Genomic DNA, 18,262 nt, shown 5'->3' on the forward strand with positions numbered 1-18,262 from the left:
GCGGCATCGTCAAATCAAATCATGATCTGATGGCTTTGTTGCAAGCGCCACGACGTCTACATCGATCAGTTCCAGAGACTGGACGCTACCTGCTACCGCCGCTTTGTATTGCCTGAACGACTGGGTCTTTAGATGTGACTGATACCCTTCTTCATCGCGATAAATCTCGACCACAAAGAATCCACCTGGCACATCACGTCGCTCCAACGCATAAAAAGCCAGAACGCCCGGTTCCTGGGCGACAGACTCTTCCACCATACGCCTGGAAGCATCCCGATACTGCTCCAACTGCTTGGGGTCTACCTGGATTTGGGCAATACGAATAAGCAGTGCCCTCCCTTTGTCGCCGGGATCACCTTGAGACACTATTTCTGTGGCGTACGATTTAACAGGCATCTCAAACCCTCAATGATTTTGGGCATCAGCTTTCACGCGGACAACACCGGATTTAAAGCCCGAATAACTTCTCGGCATTGCCATGGGCAATCAGCGCTTTCTCTGCCTCACTGATTGGCAGGTTTTCAATAAACGCTCGCGCGCCGTCCAGGCTCTGGTACGGATAGTCGATGGAGTACAGGATGCGCTCAGCCCCCATTAACGAATAAATAAACTGAAAATGTGGGGCGGTGAGCATCCCGCTCGGCGAAACATAGACATGTTCACGATAGGTCTGAACGATCGGACGGCTTAGACCCGAGGCTTCCTGAGGAATCGAATCCTCAAGTCGCTGCAGGAAAAAGGGCACCATTTCCCCCCAGTGTCCGCTGATCACTTGCAGCGAGGGATAGCGATCAAATATACCCGCCAAGAGCATACGCACCACCTGAATGCCCGCCTCGTTATGCCAGCCCCACGCAAACATGGATAGCCGAGCACTCAACTCACGGTCGAAGCCACCATAATAAGGAGCTTGTACCGCAGGCAGAGGCAAACCTGGATGCACATACAACGCCACATTAAGCGCATTGAAAGCATTCAATATCGGGGAATATTGCGGGTCGTCCAGAAAGGTTTCGCCGGGGCGGCCGTTAATCAAAGCGCCCTTTAAGCCCAGCTGCTTGACCGCCCGCTCCAGCTCGATTGCTGCGGCCTCTGGTGCCTGCCACGGAAGCGTCGCAAGACCCGAAAAGCGAGCGGGATTGGCATGCGCCGCCTCAGCCAGCTTATCGTTCGCGGTACGGCACAAATCAATGGCCTTTTCCGCTGAGAGCATTTGAGGGAACCCGCCATAGGAGAGCACTTGCAGACTGATGCCTGCATCATCCATGTCAGCAAGTCTTGACGCCCCCATATCCAGGCCTTTGCGAGCTGACTCAGCAACTGCGATGACATGCGGCCGACTGATATCAGTTTCCGGCCTTAAGCCATCTACGACACGACTGCTCCAACCTGAAAGATAAGGGGCTTGTGTGCCCACAAGCGCCTGACTAGCAGCGCCCATAGCGGGATCCAGAACGTGTTCTTCCACACAAATCAGTTTCATATGTTCTGTCCTCTGTTGCACGTTGATGCTTATGACGCCAGCAATGCGTCTCTCAGGGCTTCTCCCAGGCTCGCAGCAGACTGCGGGTTCTGACCCGTGATAAGTCGACCGTCCACAACTACGTTATCTGCCCAGTTAGGAGCGCTTTGATGAAGCGCTCCACGCGAAACCAAAGTGCTTGCAAGCAAGAAAGGGACGACGTGAGTCGATTGCACCTCGTCTTCTTCTGCGTCAGTAAATGCAGCCAGGCGTTTGCCTGCCACCAGCAAGGTGCCATCTGCGCGGCGTGCATTCACAAAAGCCGCAGGGCCATGACAGACTGCTGAAACAATGCCGCCCGCCCCATCAATCTCACGGATGGCTTTTTGCACAGCCGTGTTGTCGGGAAAATCCCACATCGTGCCGTGTCCGCCGGCGAAAAAAATGGCCGAATAGCGAGATGGGGCGATATCGTCAATGCTCAGGGTATTGGCCACGGCATGACGAAAAACATTGTCAGCCCAATAGTGAGCGATGACCGGATCAGTCATATCCTCCATGCCGTCCAGCGGCGCAGCGCCTCCCAATATGGAGGCGATTTCCACAGTAATCCCTGCTGCTTGTAGCTTTTCTAAAGGATGAGTCACCTCGGCCAGATTGAAGCCAGTCGGAATTCCAGTAGCCCCCTTTACGGCGTTACTGGTGACCACGAAAAGTACCGGTTTTAGCTTAGTGGCTTGGTTGGACATATCCGTAAACCTTAAGATTGAGTGGTTGGAAACCTTTCCGGGACAGGTGGAAAATACGCCAAAGACTTTAATGTAGAAACCATGGAGACATTGAGGATTAATAATCCCATCTCCGCATCCCGACAGGAACCAATCACCTACCAACAGATATGAAATTGCTCTTCAATCCTTGAAGAAGTGGTTCTCCCCGAAAATCTCCAGCAGCGCCTGGAAGATCTTTTTACATCCTCAGCAACCGCGATTAATTCGGTACAAGAAAATTACTCGATGGTGCCAATAATTGGCCACATGGCCCGTTAGAGTCGTTTCCACACATTTGCTGGATTATGGAGACGCAGGATGAAACGCATTCAATACGACAGTTACGGTGGGTCTGAAGTGATGCAGCTCAGCGACTTTGACCTACCCTCTCCAGGCAAAGGTGAGGTGGCGGTCAGCGTTCAATTCGCCGCGATCAATCCGATTGACTGGAAATTACGCGCCGGGCAAATGAAGATAATTACCGGAAAAAAATTTCCTCGTGCAATGGGCATGGATTTCTCCGGAACAATTCTATCGGTTGGCCCCGGCGTCACCCGCTTCAAGCTCGGCGACCCGGTCTTCGGGCTTGCACGCTTCAAGGAAAGCGGTGCGTTTGGCCACGCGGTCGTCACCAAGGAAGCTTTTTTAGCGCTTAAGCCTGACGAGGTCTCCTTCGAAGATGCGGCGTGCCTGGGCACACCGGGTGTAACCGCCTGGAATGGACTGATAGACAAGGCCAAGCTCCAACACGGCCAGCATGTTTTCATAAACGGATGTATGGGGGCTGTTGGAGAAGCGGCCGTGCAAATAGCAGTGATGCATGGCGCTGTCGTTTCGGGCAGTTGCAGCGCCAAAGACATACCGCGTGCAAGATCGTTGGGTGTGCAGACAGTTTATGATTATCGCAATACACAGGTTTCGAGTATTGCCACCCGCTTCGACGTGGTTTACGACACCGCGGCGACGATACCGGTTTCGACAGGCGTTTCGATGTTGCGTAAAGGTGGAGTGTTTTTGGATCTGAACCCAGGCCCCGGCAAGTTCATTCGAGCTTTTTTTGATCGTCGGCTCAAACCAGTCATTGGATCGCCGCGCCCCGAAATTCTGGATAAGCTTGCCAAAGCTGCCAGTCAGAGTAGCTTCAAGCTCCCCATAGGAAAAACTGTTCCCCTGAGCGCCGCTATTCAACTGATAGTGGAACTTGAAAAAGGTCTGAAAGCCGGCGGTAAAGGCGTCATCGCGATGGAGTAGGAAGTGGCAAGAAGTGATCGATTGTTTGAGCTTATGCAAGTGCTCCGCCGGCATCGCAGAACCGTATCGGGACGGACACTTGCCCAAGAGTTAGGGGTGTCACTTCGTACCATTCGGCGCGATGTACAGACCTTGCAAAGTATGGGCGCCGACATTGATGGTGAGCCGGGATTGGGTTATGCCCTCAAACCTGGATTTCTTCTGCCACCGCTCTCGTTCACAGAAGAAGAATTACAGGCGCTAATGGCTGGCGCCTTGTGGGTCAGTCGTCAGACTGACGAAAAACTTGCCTTCGCGGTTACAAACGCCCTTGCCAAGATTGATGCGGTGTTGCCTTTGGACATGCGCCCAATTCTCGACGATGAGACATTTTACGTAAGCAGCCCTGCCACTCATTCTACTTTGATCGACTTAAGCGAAATTCGACGAGCAATGCGCGACCAGTGCAAGCTACGCATTACGCTATCTATCACTCATGCACCTACTGACCACCAGATTGTCTGGCCGATCATGCTGGGGTTTATCGAAACGCAACGCTCCCTGGCAGCATGGTGCGAGGCTGACGGCAAGTACCGCATGATAGATCTGAGTGATGTAGTCCACGCTGAAGTGCTCGTAGAACGATACTCTCGTAATCGCCGCCAACTGATCAAGGAATGGCGTGCTTTGGATATTTTGCCGTGTAATGGCCGTGGCGAGGTTTGCTGATTGTAGTCACCCGACCAAGCAATCTATCCAGGACTGTCCCTGCACAGCTGACTATGCGGCAGGGATGTATCGTCGGGTAGTAGCGTTTTATTCGCTTACTCACCAATAAGCCTTGGCCGTTCCTCCCCCTCTCGAGTAGTCGAAAAAAAACGACATCAGGACAGCCGTCTGTTCCGGATGTAGTTCTCTATCCACGCCAGAAATTCTACTGGTAAACGACCTTACCGACGTTACCGCTTTCAGCGATCGTCAAGTTGTTGATTAAGAACGTCACTCACATCCTGCACGCCTTGTACCCATGAGAATCCATAGCAGGACGAACGCACTTATCGAGTCACACCAAGGGCGTCTGCCCATTGCCCGCCCTGCCCCAGAAGTCTTCTGCCGCCTTGCTGAGCATTGCTTCAGGGCGAGTCAGATGGATTTCCAACGGTATATCCCAACTTTCGTCCAACGCCCTGACCAGACGTCCGTCCAGAATTTCCTGCTCAGTGAGGCTTTTGGGCAACCATGCCACGCCCTTGCTTTCCAGGGCCATGGACATCAGAACGGCTGCAAGATGGCTGCTGAACAGTGGCTTGAGATGGAGGTAATCCTCCTTGCCACGCAATCTGTGGGCGACGATACGTCCCAGTCCAGATTCATGTGTGTAAGCAAGGTAGGGCAATGCCGCGGGAGAGGAGCCCAAGTTGGCGGAGGGGCTTGCAAGAGGAACGAGGACGTCTTCGCCGACCTTCTTGCCAATGAACTGGTCAGGGGCCAGCAAAGGCGGAACGTCAGGATGTCGGTGGCACAGCAGAAACTGAACCTGGCCATGTATCAGCATCTGCTCACATACTGCCATGCTGTCCGAGTGCAACTGCACAGCCTCGATGGGGGCACCGTTTTCCGCGCTTCGAAGCCACTTGGGGAAAAAAGTGAACGACAGCGAGTGAGTGGCGGCAAATTGCAACGATCGGGCCGCCATTCCTGCGACCTCTTGAGCTTCGTGGCGCATTCTGTACAGGTGTCTGGCAGCTTCCTGGGCACGCGGCAAGATTTGCCGCCCTGCATCAGTAAGGGTTGCACCTTGGGGTGTGCGCACAAACAACTCGACGCCCATCCAATTCTCCAGGGAGCGAACTCTGCGGCTGAACGCCGGCTGAGTAATGTGGCGTGCCTCTGCCGCGCGGACAAAGCTGCCGTATTCCGCAAGCGCCGAGAAGTCTTCGAGCCAAACCAGTTCCAAGGGCCATGCCTCCTGTGCATAGGGTGCGGCATTAATAGCATTGGGCGGGTGCCATCGCAACGCATAACGTGGGCCTACAAACAACAAGAGGAACCCGTCATGCGCATCGTAGACATCCGCGAAAAAACTGTTTCCATTGCCTCCCCGATTGCCAATGCGTACATCGATTTCTCAAAAATGACCTGCTCGGTCGTCGCGGTCATCACGGACGTGATTCGCGATGGCAAACCTGTCATCGGCTACGGTTTCAACTCCAATGGTCGCTACGGCCAGGGCGCGCTGATGCGTGACCGCTTTCTGGCACGTATCACCGAAGCTGACCCGGACACGCTCGTTGACCATGAGAACAACAACCTGGATCCGTTCGCCATCTGGAAAACCCTGATGACCAACGAGAAGCCAGGCGGCCACGGCGAGCGGTCGGTTGCAGTGGGCACCATCGACATGGCTGTATGGGATGCCGTCGCCAAAATTGAAGGCAAGCCTCTCTATCGTTTGCTGGCCGACCGTTACCGTAATGGCGTCGCCGATGACAAGGTCTGGGTCTATGCAGCAGGGGGCTATTACTACCCCGGCAAAGACCAGACCAAGCTCAAGGCAGAGATGCAGAGCTATCTGGATCGCGGCTACGACGTGGTCAAGATGAAAATCGGTGCAGTACCACTGGACGAAGATATTCGTCGTATCGAAGCCGTGCTTGAAGTGGTGGGAGACGGTCGCCGGCTGGCGGTCGATGCCAACGGTCGTTTCGATCTCCAGACAGGCATCGCTTATGCGGAAGCCATCAAGAAGTACAACCTGTTCTGGTACGAAGAAGTTGGCGATCCGCTCGACTATGCATTGCAGGCCGAACTCGCCAACCATTACGAACTGCCTATGGCGACCGGGGAGAATCTCTTCTCCCACCAGGATGCCCGTAACCTTCTTCGTCACGGCGGCATGCGCCCTGATCGCGATTTCCTGCAGTTCGACTGCGCGCTCTCCTACGGGTTGGTGGAGTACATGCGCACCCTGAAAGTGATGGAAGAAATGGGCTGGTCTTCCCGCCGTGTAGTTCCGCACGGTGGACATCAGATGTCCCTGAACATCGCTGCAGGCTTGCATCTGGGCGGCAACGAATCTTACCCGGATGTGTTCCAGCCGTTCGGCGGCTTCGCTGACGGCATCAAAGTAGAAAACGGATACGTCGGCCTGCCAGATATTCCAGGTGTGGGCTTCGAGGCCAAGTCCGCCTTGTACGCAGTCATGCGCGAACTGGGTGAAGGCTGATCGCCGTCAATCTGCGGCCCTTAGAGAGGCCGCAAAACCTGGCGTTGACTGCCGACGCCAAGCCACATGCCCATCACAACAATAAAATGAGGTGCTTGCGTGGAAACTTCCAAGTCCCGCTGGTACAGCCAGCTCTATGCGCAAGTGCTGATCGGCATTGTAATAGGTGCAGCGATCGGTTACTTCGCGCCAGATATTGGAGCCAAGCTCCAACCCTTTGCCGATGGCTTCATCAAACTGATCAAAATGCTCCTGGCGCCCATTATTTTCGGTACCGTCGTGGTGGGTATCGCGAAGATGGGCAGCATCAAAGAGGTCGGGCGGATTGGCGTGAAAGCGCTGCTCTACTTTGAAATTCTGTCGACCATTGCCTTGGTCGTCGGCCTCCTGGTGGTCAACATCGTCAAGCCTGGCGTCGGCATGAATATCAATGTCAGCGTACTTGATGGAAGTGCAATCAGTAAATACAGCCAGGCCGCCAGTGAGCAAGGCGGCACCCTTGATTTCTTCCTCAATATCATCCCCCACACGTTCCTTGGCGCATTTTCGAATGGCGTCATGCTTCAAGTCATTCTGCTTTCGGTGTTGATGGGTGTTGCCCTGGTTCAAATGGGAGAAACCAGCAAGCCACTGATCAACATCATTGATCTGTTCTTGCAAGGCTTGTTCAGGATCGTCGCAATGGTTATGCGTTTGGCTCCGATTGGCGCCGGGGCCGGCATGGCGTTCACTATCGGTAAGTACGGGATTGGTACTCTGCTGTCGCTCGGCCAGTTGCTGGTCGCGCTCTATATCACCACCTTGATTTTCATTGTGGTGGTGCTGGGTACAGTTGCCAGATGGTCGGGGATGCCGTTAATGCAGTTTCTTCGCTATTTCAAGGATGAAATCCTCATCACGCTTGGCACCTGTTCAACAGAAGCCGTACTGCCTCGAATGATGGTGAAGCTTGAGAAGCTAGGCTGCAAGAAATCGGTGGTGGGCATGGTGCTGCCTACGGGTTACACCTTCAACGCGGACGGCACTTGTATCTATCTCACCATGGCCGCGATCTTTATCGCTCAGGCCACCAATACGCCGCTGACGTTCGTGGATCAGATGATTCTGCTGGGCGTATTCCTGTTGACCTCCAAGGGCTCGGCTGGTGTGGCAGGCGCGGGGTTCGTGACGCTGGCGGCAACGCTCACGACCATTCACTCCATTCCGCTGGTAGGGCTGGTTTTGCTCTTGGGTATCGACCGCTTCCTGAACGAAGCGCGGGCTGTGACCAACCTCATCGGTAACGGCATCGGCACTATCGCTATCGCCAAGTGGGACAACTCATTCGACGTCGAGGCCTGTGAGCGTGAGATTGCTGCCATGAAACGCGACAAGTTGGCGAGCAAGGCGTTGCTGGCGCAAAAATAATTCCCAGGATGAATTGAAGCCCTTACTGACAGCCGTAGGTAATGCTGTCCTACCCAGCTTGAAGACCGTGACCGCATCTGCACGCTTGCGCTTCAGGCACGAAACGCAAAAAAGACGTCCGGTACGCGTTATCAAGTCAAGGCTGACGGAGCGTTGATATTTGGACTTGGAGACACGCGTCGCATCGGGACAGGGCAGTGCTGGCGAATCTCCGGCACTGCCCTGTCGGCGAAATTTCTCAACGAGCGGTCAGCGCCGAATAGCTGTTCATCAGGTTGCGGTAGTTAGGGATGCGCTGGGACAGCAGGTTGCCCAGGCCTTCGATGTCGTTGCGCCAGTCGCGTTGCAACTCACACGCGACCGAGAACCAGTTCATCATCTGCGCGCCCGCTTGGGTCATGCGATTCCATGCCGCCTGCTGCACAGTCGTATTGAACGTGCCCGAAGCATCCGTGACCACGAACACGTCGAAACCTTCCGCCAGGGCCGACAAGGTCGGGAACGCGACGCACACATCGGTCACCACACCGGCAATAATGATCTGCTTGCGACCGGTCGCCTTGATCGCTTTGACGAAATCTTCGTTGTCCCATGCGTTGATCTGACCGGGACGGGCAATGTACGGCGCGTCCGGGAACATCTCTTTGAGTTCTGGAACCAGCGGGCCGTTAGGGCCTTGTTCGAAACTGGTGGTCAGGATGGTAGGCAGCTCGAAAAACCTGGCAACATCAGCCAGGGCCAACACGTTGTTCTTGAACTCGTTGGGCGAGAAGTCTTGAACCAGAGAGATCAAGCCAGTCTGGTGATCAACCAGCAGTACTACGGCGTCGTCTTTGTTCAGGCGGTTGTAGGTTGGAGTCGTCATCGTGAAGTCCTTTCAGGTGAGTCAGTAATGGGGTTGTCGTTCGGTATGGCGCTAGATTATCCATTCCCCAGAACCTGATAAATCACCTGAAAAGCGCTTTACTGTCTCGCCCTAGTGGACAATTGGATGATTTACTCGATCTATTCACCCAAGCGGTGAGGCAGTTGGCAGGCTACCGTTGCTGGACACCTGCCCTACCCGCCTCCGCTACCCGCACGTCATACCTGAATGTCAGATCAAAAGAGTCTCTTGGGCGTCCGCAGAAGACTCCGCTTTGGGCTCCTGGTTGTCATTCAGACTCTCAGCGGGACGCACGCCGGCGTCCCGGCTCCACTCTCTGAACTCGACCAATGCAGGCAGTTTGTCCATCGTACCGGTGGGCTCGATACCCAGCTCAGCCAGACGCTCAAGCAGCTCATTGAATATCTCGTCCTTGTTCATGCTCCATGACGAGGCGAAGCAGCGCCAGAATGTCCACCCTGCCCGCTCCAGGATGCGCTGGCGGTTCATGTCCGCTGCCCAGCGATCCGGACCATGGAAAGCGTCGCCATCACACTCGATTGCAAGACGACTGTCGTTGGCGCCCTCCACGACCATATCGAGGCGGAAGGCACCGCTCTTGACCTGAGGAGCGACGCGGTAACCGCGCTCCACGAGCCGGGTGAATACCTGCTCCTCGAAGCCTGATTCGCACAGCTTGATAAGCCCGTCCTGCTCTGCCTCCTGCTCAATCAATGGTTTGCTGAAATACTCCAGCAAAGTGCAACGCAAGTCTTTGGGTGACAGGTCCTCAAGCGTCACCGAGCGAACCAGATACATCCGGTCCCGCGCACGGCTGGCTGCCACGTTGAAACGCTGCTCGGCGCCTACACCTGACAGCGGGTGACAGTTTTCCCGATCAGCAACGAGGGAGATGAATATGATGTCCCGCTCGCTCCCCTGGAAAGTGCTCGCGTCTCCGCACGCAAACTCCCGAGTATGCAATTCAGCCGCTGAACACCGCTCACGTACTCGACTGTCGATGTATTTGGCTTGCTCCATGCCGCCCAGCAATGTCACCACGCCAATGGTGCGGCCTGCGTATTTCTCATCGTTGATGAGGGCCTGTATTTCTTCAACGATGGCTTCGGCTTCAAGCGCATTACAGCCCTTTTTGTCCCTGATACCCTCTTTTACAAAGATATCCACCAGAGGTGGATCAAGCCGTTCGGACGGACGCGGGATACGCAGAGGCTGAATCGCGCCGTTGTAGAAGCGATTGGAGTACGTGATGATCGGCGGTACGCATCGGAAATGCTCTCGCAGCATGACCATCTGGCCAGCGAAAACCCGTGCCGCCAAGTCGTACAGTGACTTGTCCGGCGTCATTTCTGCGCCATAAGGCTGGTCACTCAGAAACCGGTCGCGAAGCTCGCCGATCCGCTTGGAGGACTTGAAGCCACTGTCGGGTGACACCTGTTTGTCGTCACCGACCACCAGCACTTTCTTTGCTCGAACAATTGCTGGCAGCGCCCACAGGTCCGACTGACTGGCCTCATCAACGATCACGAGATCAAACGCGCCAATGTCGGCAGGCATTGATTCAGAGATTTTGGCATGGCTCATGATCCAGCACGGCACCGCGTCTGCTGCGTTCTGCATGCACTGTTGCGCGTCACGGCGATATCGTTCGGCATTGGGCCCGGTACCCTGACCGATTTTCCTGACGGCAGTTGAGTATCCGGCCAGTGCCTGCAGCACCATAGGGCTTGCGTGGGCTTTGGTGGACAACCACGCGGAACGGCTCACTACCTCGCGGTACATGCGGGCCAGGCCTGTTTCCAGGTCAGTACGTTTGGTGTTCAAGTTCACGAGCTCATGTCGGGCCTCAATGCTTTCAAGGTGCGAACGTATACGGGCGTGTTGCCATGCCTCACGCCATGACGACGGCAATGCAGTATCTTGCGCGCCGTTCTGGACGGGAGTACTCAGCACCCTGCCGGCAATTTTTTCTCCTCCCGCCTCTTTGAGACGTCGGGCACCCACACGCACCTGATCCAGCGATGCTTCAAGGGCCTTGACCCGGCGCAGCTCTGCGATCAACCCGACGTAGGCCGAGACAATATGTTGGTTGCTGTATTCCAGCCTGCCCAGTTGCTCCTCGATGAACGAACACAGCTGCGCGGTAATCGGGCCGTTATGACGCGTGACGTTATCGTGCAAATGGCCCAATGACGCCAGCGCTGCGCTCAAATCAACGCGTGCAAGGTGATGACGCACTTGTCCACGACGTGTCTCCATCTCCGAGCGATTCAGCATCTGCAGACCGTAAGGTGCATCGCCGAAAACGTCTTCCAGGAGCGGACTCAACTGAGTGGTCAGTCGAATGCAGAGCGTCAGCGAGATCTGCACAGTGGATGTGGTCAGTTCCAACTGCCTGAGATGAACAATGCCGCCTTGCAACTGTGGTATCTCCAGCAATTGCGCCAACGGATTCCAGCGAGCGGCAAACGCCTTTGCGCGCGCATGAAGTTGCAGATAGTGCAGGACCACGCCCCACTGATCTGCGGTTTTGGGTGCAGTGCCATTGACCCTGACCTGTGCCAGATGGGCTTTGGCATCCGAGGCTCCAAAACTCATCAGCCCGAACGGTTTACCGGTTTGCGCTGCGCGCTCGACAGCCTCGGCAGTGGTATCGCAATCAAGACCCGCGTCAGGAAAATCGACGTGGTTTTTCAGCGTCTCCCTACGGCGCCGCACCAGGTCTTCTGCTTCGGTGATCAGCGCTGCCAACGCTGATATTTCGCCGTCAAATCGCTTGCTGAACACTTTGTGTCGAAATTGCAGTGACCATGAAGGTTCGGCCTCTGCCCCCTCGCCAAGCGCCGACAGTAGATCCAGAAAGGCCCCGAGTTCTGATTCCAGCAATCTGGCCGCTGCGATAACGGCGGCGTCGGCGGACTTCAGCGGCCGGATGTTGCCTTGATCAACAGCCTGGCCGAGTGCTTTCAACTGACAAAGTGAGGTATGCAGCTTCGCGATCTCTTCGGGCGCTGGCAGTTGCACAGGATCAGGCACGCGGCTGTTCACGTACACGAGGTCAGTGCCGAGCGCCCGGCGGATCTCCCGCAACGTCTTGCCTGCCTCCTCGTCAAAGGGCGGTGAATGCTCAGCCCTCAACGACAGTTGATCATCGAACCATTGGTGTTGATCACCGTCGCTCATCAACAGTTCGGCGAGCTGTTCAGCACGGTATTCTGTTCCGTCGATCTGGATCTCAGACAGCTGCTCCAGAGCGATTTCATTGACCCTACGGTCGAGCCTTATCAGTTCGGCGTGCGCGAGATCAATGGACTGATGCAGGCGTTCGATCTCCGCACGGGCCGACGACGGATTGATTTGCGACACCTGGTGCTGGATCGCTTCGATCGAACCCTGAAATTGCCGAATGCCCTCGCGGTCATTGGTCAGCAGCGCAACTGTCAGCGGTCGCACTTCTACGGGGATTTTGGCTTGCAGGACTTTCAGCGCCTGTTCGCCACGCGAGGTAACGAGGATTCGTTTGCCGGTCGCCAGGTAATGGCAAATGATATTGGCGATGGTATGGGTTTTCCCCGTGCCTGGTGGCCCTTGCACGGCGACGCCTGCCGAATGCTCCAGGCGTTGCACAATGGTTACCTGCTCATCGTTATACGGAAGCGGAAAATAAAGCTCTCTGGGTTCAGCAGTCGAACCTTCCATGCTGCGACTGGACAGCCCGCGGAAGTTCACGCTCTCGTAATCGGCCGCGATTGTCGATGGGGGCGTGACCAGGGCCAGTGGCCCCGCCGGGATTTCCTGATTGCCCTTGAGCTTCTCGCGGATGTTACGCAGATCGTTGATCAACCAGTTGCTTGGCTTGGGCCGTGCGAAAACCACCCACGATGAGCTGACCTGTATCGTGTCTGCTCCCTCTGCCTCGGGCTGATCAGTCCCCATCCACTCAATGTACCTGCCACGACTGTCGAGGCTTCTGGCAATCAGCTGCAGCGCCTCATTGAAAGTCGACGGCAAAAACGGGTTCAGCGGAGTGTCCGAGTCTTGAAGCTGAGCGCGTACCGCTTTTTCGCACTCACCGGCCCCAGCCACGCCAGCAGCGATCATTGCATCCAGCTCGACCAGCGGGTTGGTAGCCCGGGGACGGATTTCCAGGCCCATGTTGGTCTCGTTGAGACTGATATCCACGGTTTGCGTCAGCAACGGATAATGGAACAACTGCTGCGCGTCGTCGATCGCCAGTGACCAGGTACTGACGCCGATGCCCCAGACAAGCTCGCGAGCAGCCTTGCCCGTTTCCATCTCGCGCATGAGCGCAAAGACTTCACTGTACAGCCCAATGGTTTTGCGGCGCGGCGCTTCATCGTCGGCCCACTGCTGCCACACGGCCTGATAGAGCTGCAGGGCGGCTGTGGCTTCATCGCGTACCTGCTTTTCGATCAGTACCGGATCGTTGTCCGGGGCTTTTGCCTGCTGTTCCCGGATGCGCTGAGCCAGTGCCGCCTCAATGAGCGTTGGGGCCTTGCCCGGATGCTCGCTGGGTTTGATCAGTGGTTTATACGGCCCGTCGATCGGTGCCGGGCTGCGTGTTTCTTCAATGCGATCTATCTGAAGCCAGATGCTGTCGCCAGGAAGCTGCTGGTCGAAGGACAGGCCAGGCATCGCCGTGAGAAACGCCGGCGTAAAAACCTCGTTTTTCGGACTCGACAGTTGATAGCGCGAAGGTTCGAGCTCTTTGAGGCTTTCTTCTGCGTAATCAAACAGGCGGCTCAGGAGCTCATCAGGAGTCCGTTGCATGTCATGCTCCAAATCTTACTGCAGTAGCAGCTAACCAAAAAAATATGCTCAAGGATGACATATTGCTTTTGGTCTGACTGCACACCTGCCCTTTCAACCGTCGATTTGTTCCGCTACCGGCCAAAAACAGAGTCGGTACTGCCGAAGGCATCGAGTCATTTCGCAGCGAACATGAGGTTCAGGCACCTCGTGCTTGAGGTGCGATGGATGGGGACATCACTGAAAACGGTTGCTGAAGACGGAATGTTCACCTCGCAAAGGCGACCCCCACAGTCAGTCAAAGCAGGACTTGATACTCAGCCCGTTTCGGATAACGCAGCGCTGATCGGCGTCAGGACATGAATCACCCCGTTCGCCAGAACCATGACTGGGGGCATGCCCGATGCTTTCAGCGCAGTTTCATCCAGACGGGCCGCGTCATGTAGCTGTACACGAATACGCGTCAGCGCAACGCGCTGCTGTAACGCGAGGTTTTCCGCGCCACCCAGTGCGCTGACGACCTTGGCAGGCAGCAGTATTTCCGGTATCGCCGCGACCTTTGGCTCATCCGGCACCAGATCCGGGGTCAATGCCTTCCAGAACGCACTTTGCAATTTGCTCAACATGCTCAGCTCTCCAATACGGGGGACATTTGCTGCGGTGACGACTGCATAGCCAGCAGTGCATCACGGACGTACTCGGCGCTTTCCAGTCCCAGGGCCTGCTGAGCAATGGTTTCGCATTCGCTGAGCACGACCTCGCGAATCCTCGCCTTGATCGCCGGAATCAGCGGCACACTGACCGACAGCTCATCAACACCCAGCCCTAGCAGCAGAGGTACGGCCAACGGCTCTGACGCCATCGCGCCGCACACGCCCACCCATTTGCCATGGGCATGAGCGGCTTTCACCGTGCTCGCAATCAGGCGCAGTACCGAAGGGTGAAAGCTGTCAGCCTGACTGGCCAACTGCGGATGATCCCGGTCCATGGCCAGTGTGTACTGGGTCAGGTCGTTGGTGCCTATCGAGAAGAAATCGACCTCAGGTGCAAAGACATCAGCCATCAGCGCTGCGGACGGCACTTCAATCATGATGCCCAGCTTGGGAAGCGTCTTGATCCCCATGGCAGACGCTTCTTCCTGAAGTATCTGACGAGCCAGGCGCAGCTCTGACAGCAGGCTCACCATGGGTAACATGATGTGCAGGCGGGCCAGGTCAGAGCTCGCCAGAATGGCTCTGAACTGCTCGCGCAACAACTGTGGACGCTGCAGGCACAGGCGTATTCCGCGCATGCCCAGAAACGGATTGACCTCGCTATCCATGGGGACGTAGGTCAGCGGCTTGTCACCGCCCACGTCCAATGTGCGTACCACCAGATTGCGCTCCGGTCCCAGCTCACGAGCAATGGAGCTGTAGATCAGTGCCTGCTCTTCCTGGCCGGGCGCATTACTGCGGTCCATATACAGAAACTCCGAACGCAGCAGCCCTACTCCCTCGCCGCCCAGCTTTATGGCGTGTTCAGCTTCCTGCAGCGAGGCGATATTGGCAGTCACCTCAAAGCGATGCCCGTCGAGAGTGACAGCCGCGAGGGCCGCCTGCTCAAGGTCATGCTGCTGGCGTTGCGTCTGCTGTTGACGCTTGATGTGCAGCTGCTCTATGGCGGGCGCATCTGGCTCCAGATGCAGTTCACCTTTGTCGGCGTCGAGCAGAACACGCGTGCCTTCGGCCAGCGCAAGCACCTGAGACGGCAGGCCGCACACGGCTGGTAACCCCAGTGCACGAGCCAGTATCGCTACATGGCTGGTGGCACCGCCGCCGACCGTTGCGAAGCCCCTGACTTTGCCGGTGTCCAGTGCGGCGGTCTGGGACGGTGTCAGTTGTTCGGCAATCAGAATGGCATCGTCCGGCAGAACCCAGGCGCTGTCCTGCACACCGAGAATGAGCTTCAGTACACGCCGCCCCACATCCAAGAGGTCCAGCGCACGCTCGGCGAGAAAGGTATTTCCGCCAGCCCTGAACACCTCGGCCGTGGTCTCGGTCACAGAGTTCCACGCGTAAGCTGCACTTTTGCCTTCGTTGACCAGAATTCGCGCCTGCTCCAGCAGGCTCGGGTCTTCCAGCAACTCCTGATGCGCCGTGAAAATCTCCGCCTCGGCGCCGCCTGTTGCGTCATTACGCAGTGCCTGCAATGCCTGCATGGCTGCTGCCAGCGCACGGTCCAATGATGCGTGCTCAGCCTGCTGGTCCGCCGCCAATTCGGGTATTTCCAGCGTGCGCTCGGCCACCTGCACCACGTGTCCAAGCGCGGAACCCGCTGAAGCGCAGACACCGCGCAACAGTGACGACAACGCTTGAGGTGGTTGAACGGCAGGCGCTACAACGGCAAACGGCACTACCGACTCCCCGCACCCCTCCTCCAGCAAATGGCGGAGCACGTCGATGGCCGGCCGGGCATCCTCGCCGACCGCGCTGATCTTTAACACATCGCCATAGGCTGTCTGCATGGCCATGATCGCCACCAACGATTTGGCATTGGCGCTCTCCTGCTGCTTGTGCAGGCGGATATCGGCCGTGAAACCTTTAGCGGCCTGAGCAAAGACTGCCGCAGGCCGGGCATGCAGACCGTTGGGATTAGGCAGGTTGACGGGCTGCGAAATAGCGTGTCGCCTTCGTTGGTTTCAGCATCGGCAGTTTGATCTTTGCTGTCGAGGCTCAGTAGCGGCTGAGCGCATTCAATTCGCCCGCTTGCGGGCGCCAATGCTGTAAAGGATTCGCCGCTGACCACCAGCATCAGCGTCATCAGGCAACGGGCATGCTGGGCGATGTAATCCGCATCGAACTCTATCAACGGCAGTCCGGCTTCCACGTACTGACCTTTTTCGACCAGCGCCTTGAAGCCTTCGCCCGCCAGGTTCACGGTGTCCAGACCAATGTGCAGCAACACCTGAGCCCCACTCTCATGGGTAATGGTAACGGCGTGCCCACTGGCCTGAAGGTCACTGACCATACCCGTCAACGGAGCGCACAAGGTCTGCGAGGTCGGATCGATGCACAGGCCGTCACCGATCACTCGATTGGCGAACACCGGGTCCGGCACATGATCAAGTGGCACCAGCACCCCGGAAAGCGGTGCCAACAATTGCAAGGGTTGAGTTACGGTCATGGTTTCACCTGCGATATTGTTCTCTGACATGTGGCCTACGCGCTGCGTCGGCCACATTGCTTATTTCCACCAGTACTCGACTTGCAATCCGACATTGGAGCCATGCAAGGACGAGCCGAACTCGCCGGTATCGGACAACGCAGAGCCCTGGGCCAACTCGTTGGCTGCTCGTTGCGCCGCCTCGTTCCAACTGGCATAGGTGTAGTACAAACGCACTTCGGGTCTGGCCCAGAACGCCGGGCCTTTTGGCGACCAGGTGGGCGCGAAGGTAACTTTGCTCAACTTGCGCGTACCGTCTGGAGCATCGACCTGATCGTGCCCCAGTTCGGCCACCAGCTTGAACTGGTCAGTCAGTGCGTACGCAGGTCGTACGCCCAGAGAAATCCAGTTCTGGTCCGTGCCATCAGGGCGAATATCCTTCTGATAGACCGCCTCAATCTGACCACCAAAACGCGGGGTAACTTGCCAGTCGAAGAACTCCACCAGGCGATAACGCTTGTTGCTGTCGTCCAGCCCGATATCACCGGTGTATCCCAGACCTGTGCCAGGCCCTTCACCGTACTGCAGCGCCAGTTTGTTCTTGCCGCCCAGAAAAGCCTGCTGAACGTGCTGTGCGGTAACCGACCAGCCGGCGTGCGTATCGCGACGGCCGGGTTTGTCGATGTAGCTGAAGCCGAGCTCAAGCTCGCCGCCCGGATTGGTCTGGAAACCTGCGACGTTGAAGTCCTGCCGAGTGACCTAGTCTTTCTGGTAGAGGTTGTCCTTGCGTGAAAACGCGTAGCTGTACTTCAGATCACCAATCTTCACGTCCTCGACCCCACCGCCCGTGGCGCTCTGGTTCCAGTAGTAGAAGTCGGAAATATGAATGTCGTTACGTTTGTAATAACGCCGACCGGCCCACAATGAGCCGCCGTTGAGGCTCGGCAGGTTCGACCATTGAGCGTAAAGCTGGGGCAGACGAATCGCACCGTTGTCGCCTTGAAATGTGAGGTCACGATCGTACTCGTTGAACAACGAAACCATGCCGTCGACGCTGAACACCGAGCCATCGTCGAGCGCCAGCAAATCCTGTCGCAGCTCCAGTTCCCCGTACTGTTCGCACTCATTGCCCAGGCGATATTTGGATTCCGCGCCGGGCAGCTTGAAGCATGATTGCGAGCGGCCGTTGTCCGTACTGCCTATGCCACTGCGTAGGTAACCAGCGAACTCAAGTGCCTGGGCCGAAAAAGGCATGATCAGGCACACGCATGATGCTGCGAGACCGACATTTATTTTTGTTTTCAAGAGTCACTCCTTTGTCTTTCTTATTGTGTTGATTCTTTTGAACCGCTATCCCTGGTTGCCGCTGC

Annotated in this window: 11 protein-coding genes and 2 pseudogenes; 4 read left to right on the forward strand and 9 right to left on the reverse strand. The window is 56.4% G+C overall.

Annotated features, from left to right (window positions below):
* Positions 1-9 precede the first annotated feature (9 nt).
* Genes KDX37_RS22450 through KDX37_RS22460 form a run of 3 tightly spaced genes read right to left on the reverse strand, consistent with a single transcriptional unit; the run spans position 10 to position 2,211 of the window.
* A complete protein-coding gene (locus KDX37_RS22450) occupies positions 10-396 on the reverse strand; it encodes a putative quinol monooxygenase (RefSeq protein WP_231655217.1) in 387 nt (128 codons plus the stop codon).
* A gap of 52 nt (positions 397-448) precedes the next feature.
* Entirely contained in the window at positions 449-1,483 is a 1,035-nt protein-coding gene (locus KDX37_RS22455; protein WP_231655218.1) for an amidohydrolase family protein, read from the reverse strand.
* Positions 1,484-1,512: 29 nt separating this feature from the next.
* On the reverse strand, positions 1,513-2,211 hold the full coding sequence (locus KDX37_RS22460; RefSeq protein ID WP_231655219.1) for a type 1 glutamine amidotransferase domain-containing protein: 699 nt from the start codon (positions 2,209-2,211) through the stop codon (positions 1,513-1,515).
* A 339-nt stretch (positions 2,212-2,550) separates the two neighbouring features.
* On the opposite strand from KDX37_RS22460, the gene KDX37_RS22465 reads away from it, so the two are divergent.
* Together KDX37_RS22465 and KDX37_RS22470 are read left to right on the forward strand one after the other, a co-directional pair.
* Positions 2,551-3,483 (forward strand): NAD(P)-dependent alcohol dehydrogenase, encoded by a 933-nt coding sequence (locus KDX37_RS22465; protein ID WP_231655220.1) that lies wholly within the window; start codon positions 2,551-2,553, stop codon positions 3,481-3,483.
* A gap of 3 nt (positions 3,484-3,486) precedes the next feature.
* A complete protein-coding gene (locus KDX37_RS22470) occupies positions 3,487-4,191 on the forward strand; it encodes a helix-turn-helix transcriptional regulator (protein ID WP_231655221.1) in 705 nt (234 codons plus the stop codon).
* A 334-nt stretch (positions 4,192-4,525) separates the two neighbouring features.
* Here the strand turns inward: KDX37_RS22470 and KDX37_RS22475 are convergent, their stop codons facing one another.
* On the reverse strand, positions 4,526-5,419 hold the full coding sequence (locus KDX37_RS22475) for a LysR family transcriptional regulator (protein WP_231655222.1): 894 nt from the start codon (positions 5,417-5,419) through the stop codon (positions 4,526-4,528).
* Between the two features lie 99 nt (positions 5,420-5,518).
* On the opposite strand from KDX37_RS22475, the gene KDX37_RS22480 reads away from it, so the two are divergent.
* Both KDX37_RS22480 and dctA read left to right on the forward strand, forming a co-directional pair.
* Entirely contained in the window at positions 5,519-6,688 is a 1,170-nt protein-coding gene (locus KDX37_RS22480; protein ID WP_231655223.1) for a mandelate racemase/muconate lactonizing enzyme family protein, read from the forward strand.
* Positions 6,689-6,787: 99 nt separating this feature from the next.
* Positions 6,788-8,095 carry a C4-dicarboxylate transporter DctA gene (gene dctA, locus KDX37_RS22485; RefSeq protein WP_231655224.1) on the forward strand — a complete coding sequence of 436 codons (1,308 nt, stop codon included), beginning with the start codon at positions 6,788-6,790 and terminating at the stop codon, positions 8,093-8,095.
* A 238-nt stretch (positions 8,096-8,333) separates the two neighbouring features.
* On the opposite strand, the gene ycaC is transcribed toward dctA, so the two are convergent.
* The 5 genes and pseudogenes from ycaC to KDX37_RS22510 form a co-directional block, all read right to left on the reverse strand.
* On the reverse strand, positions 8,334-8,960 hold the full coding sequence (ycaC, locus tag KDX37_RS22490; RefSeq protein ID WP_231655225.1) for an isochorismate family cysteine hydrolase YcaC: 627 nt from the start codon (positions 8,958-8,960) through the stop codon (positions 8,334-8,336).
* Between the two features lie 231 nt (positions 8,961-9,191).
* On the reverse strand, positions 9,192-13,772 hold the full coding sequence (locus KDX37_RS22495; protein WP_231655226.1) for an AAA domain-containing protein: 4,581 nt from the start codon (positions 13,770-13,772) through the stop codon (positions 9,192-9,194).
* A 296-nt stretch (positions 13,773-14,068) separates the two neighbouring features.
* Positions 14,069-14,377, reverse strand: a complete 309-nt coding sequence (locus tag KDX37_RS22500; RefSeq protein WP_231655227.1) for a PTS transporter subunit EIIB — start codon at positions 14,375-14,377, stop codon at positions 14,069-14,071.
* A 2-nt stretch (positions 14,378-14,379) separates the two neighbouring features.
* Positions 14,380-16,913: pseudogene (ptsP, locus tag KDX37_RS22505) on the reverse strand (phosphoenolpyruvate--protein phosphotransferase).
* Between the two features lie 60 nt (positions 16,914-16,973).
* Positions 16,974-18,197 (reverse strand): annotated as a pseudogene (locus KDX37_RS22510) (carbohydrate porin).
* Positions 18,198-18,262: the final 65 nt, after the last annotated feature.

The organism is Pseudomonas californiensis (genome assembly GCF_021147775.1).
Classification (GTDB): Bacteria; Pseudomonadota; Gammaproteobacteria; order Pseudomonadales; family Pseudomonadaceae; genus Aquipseudomonas; species Aquipseudomonas californiensis.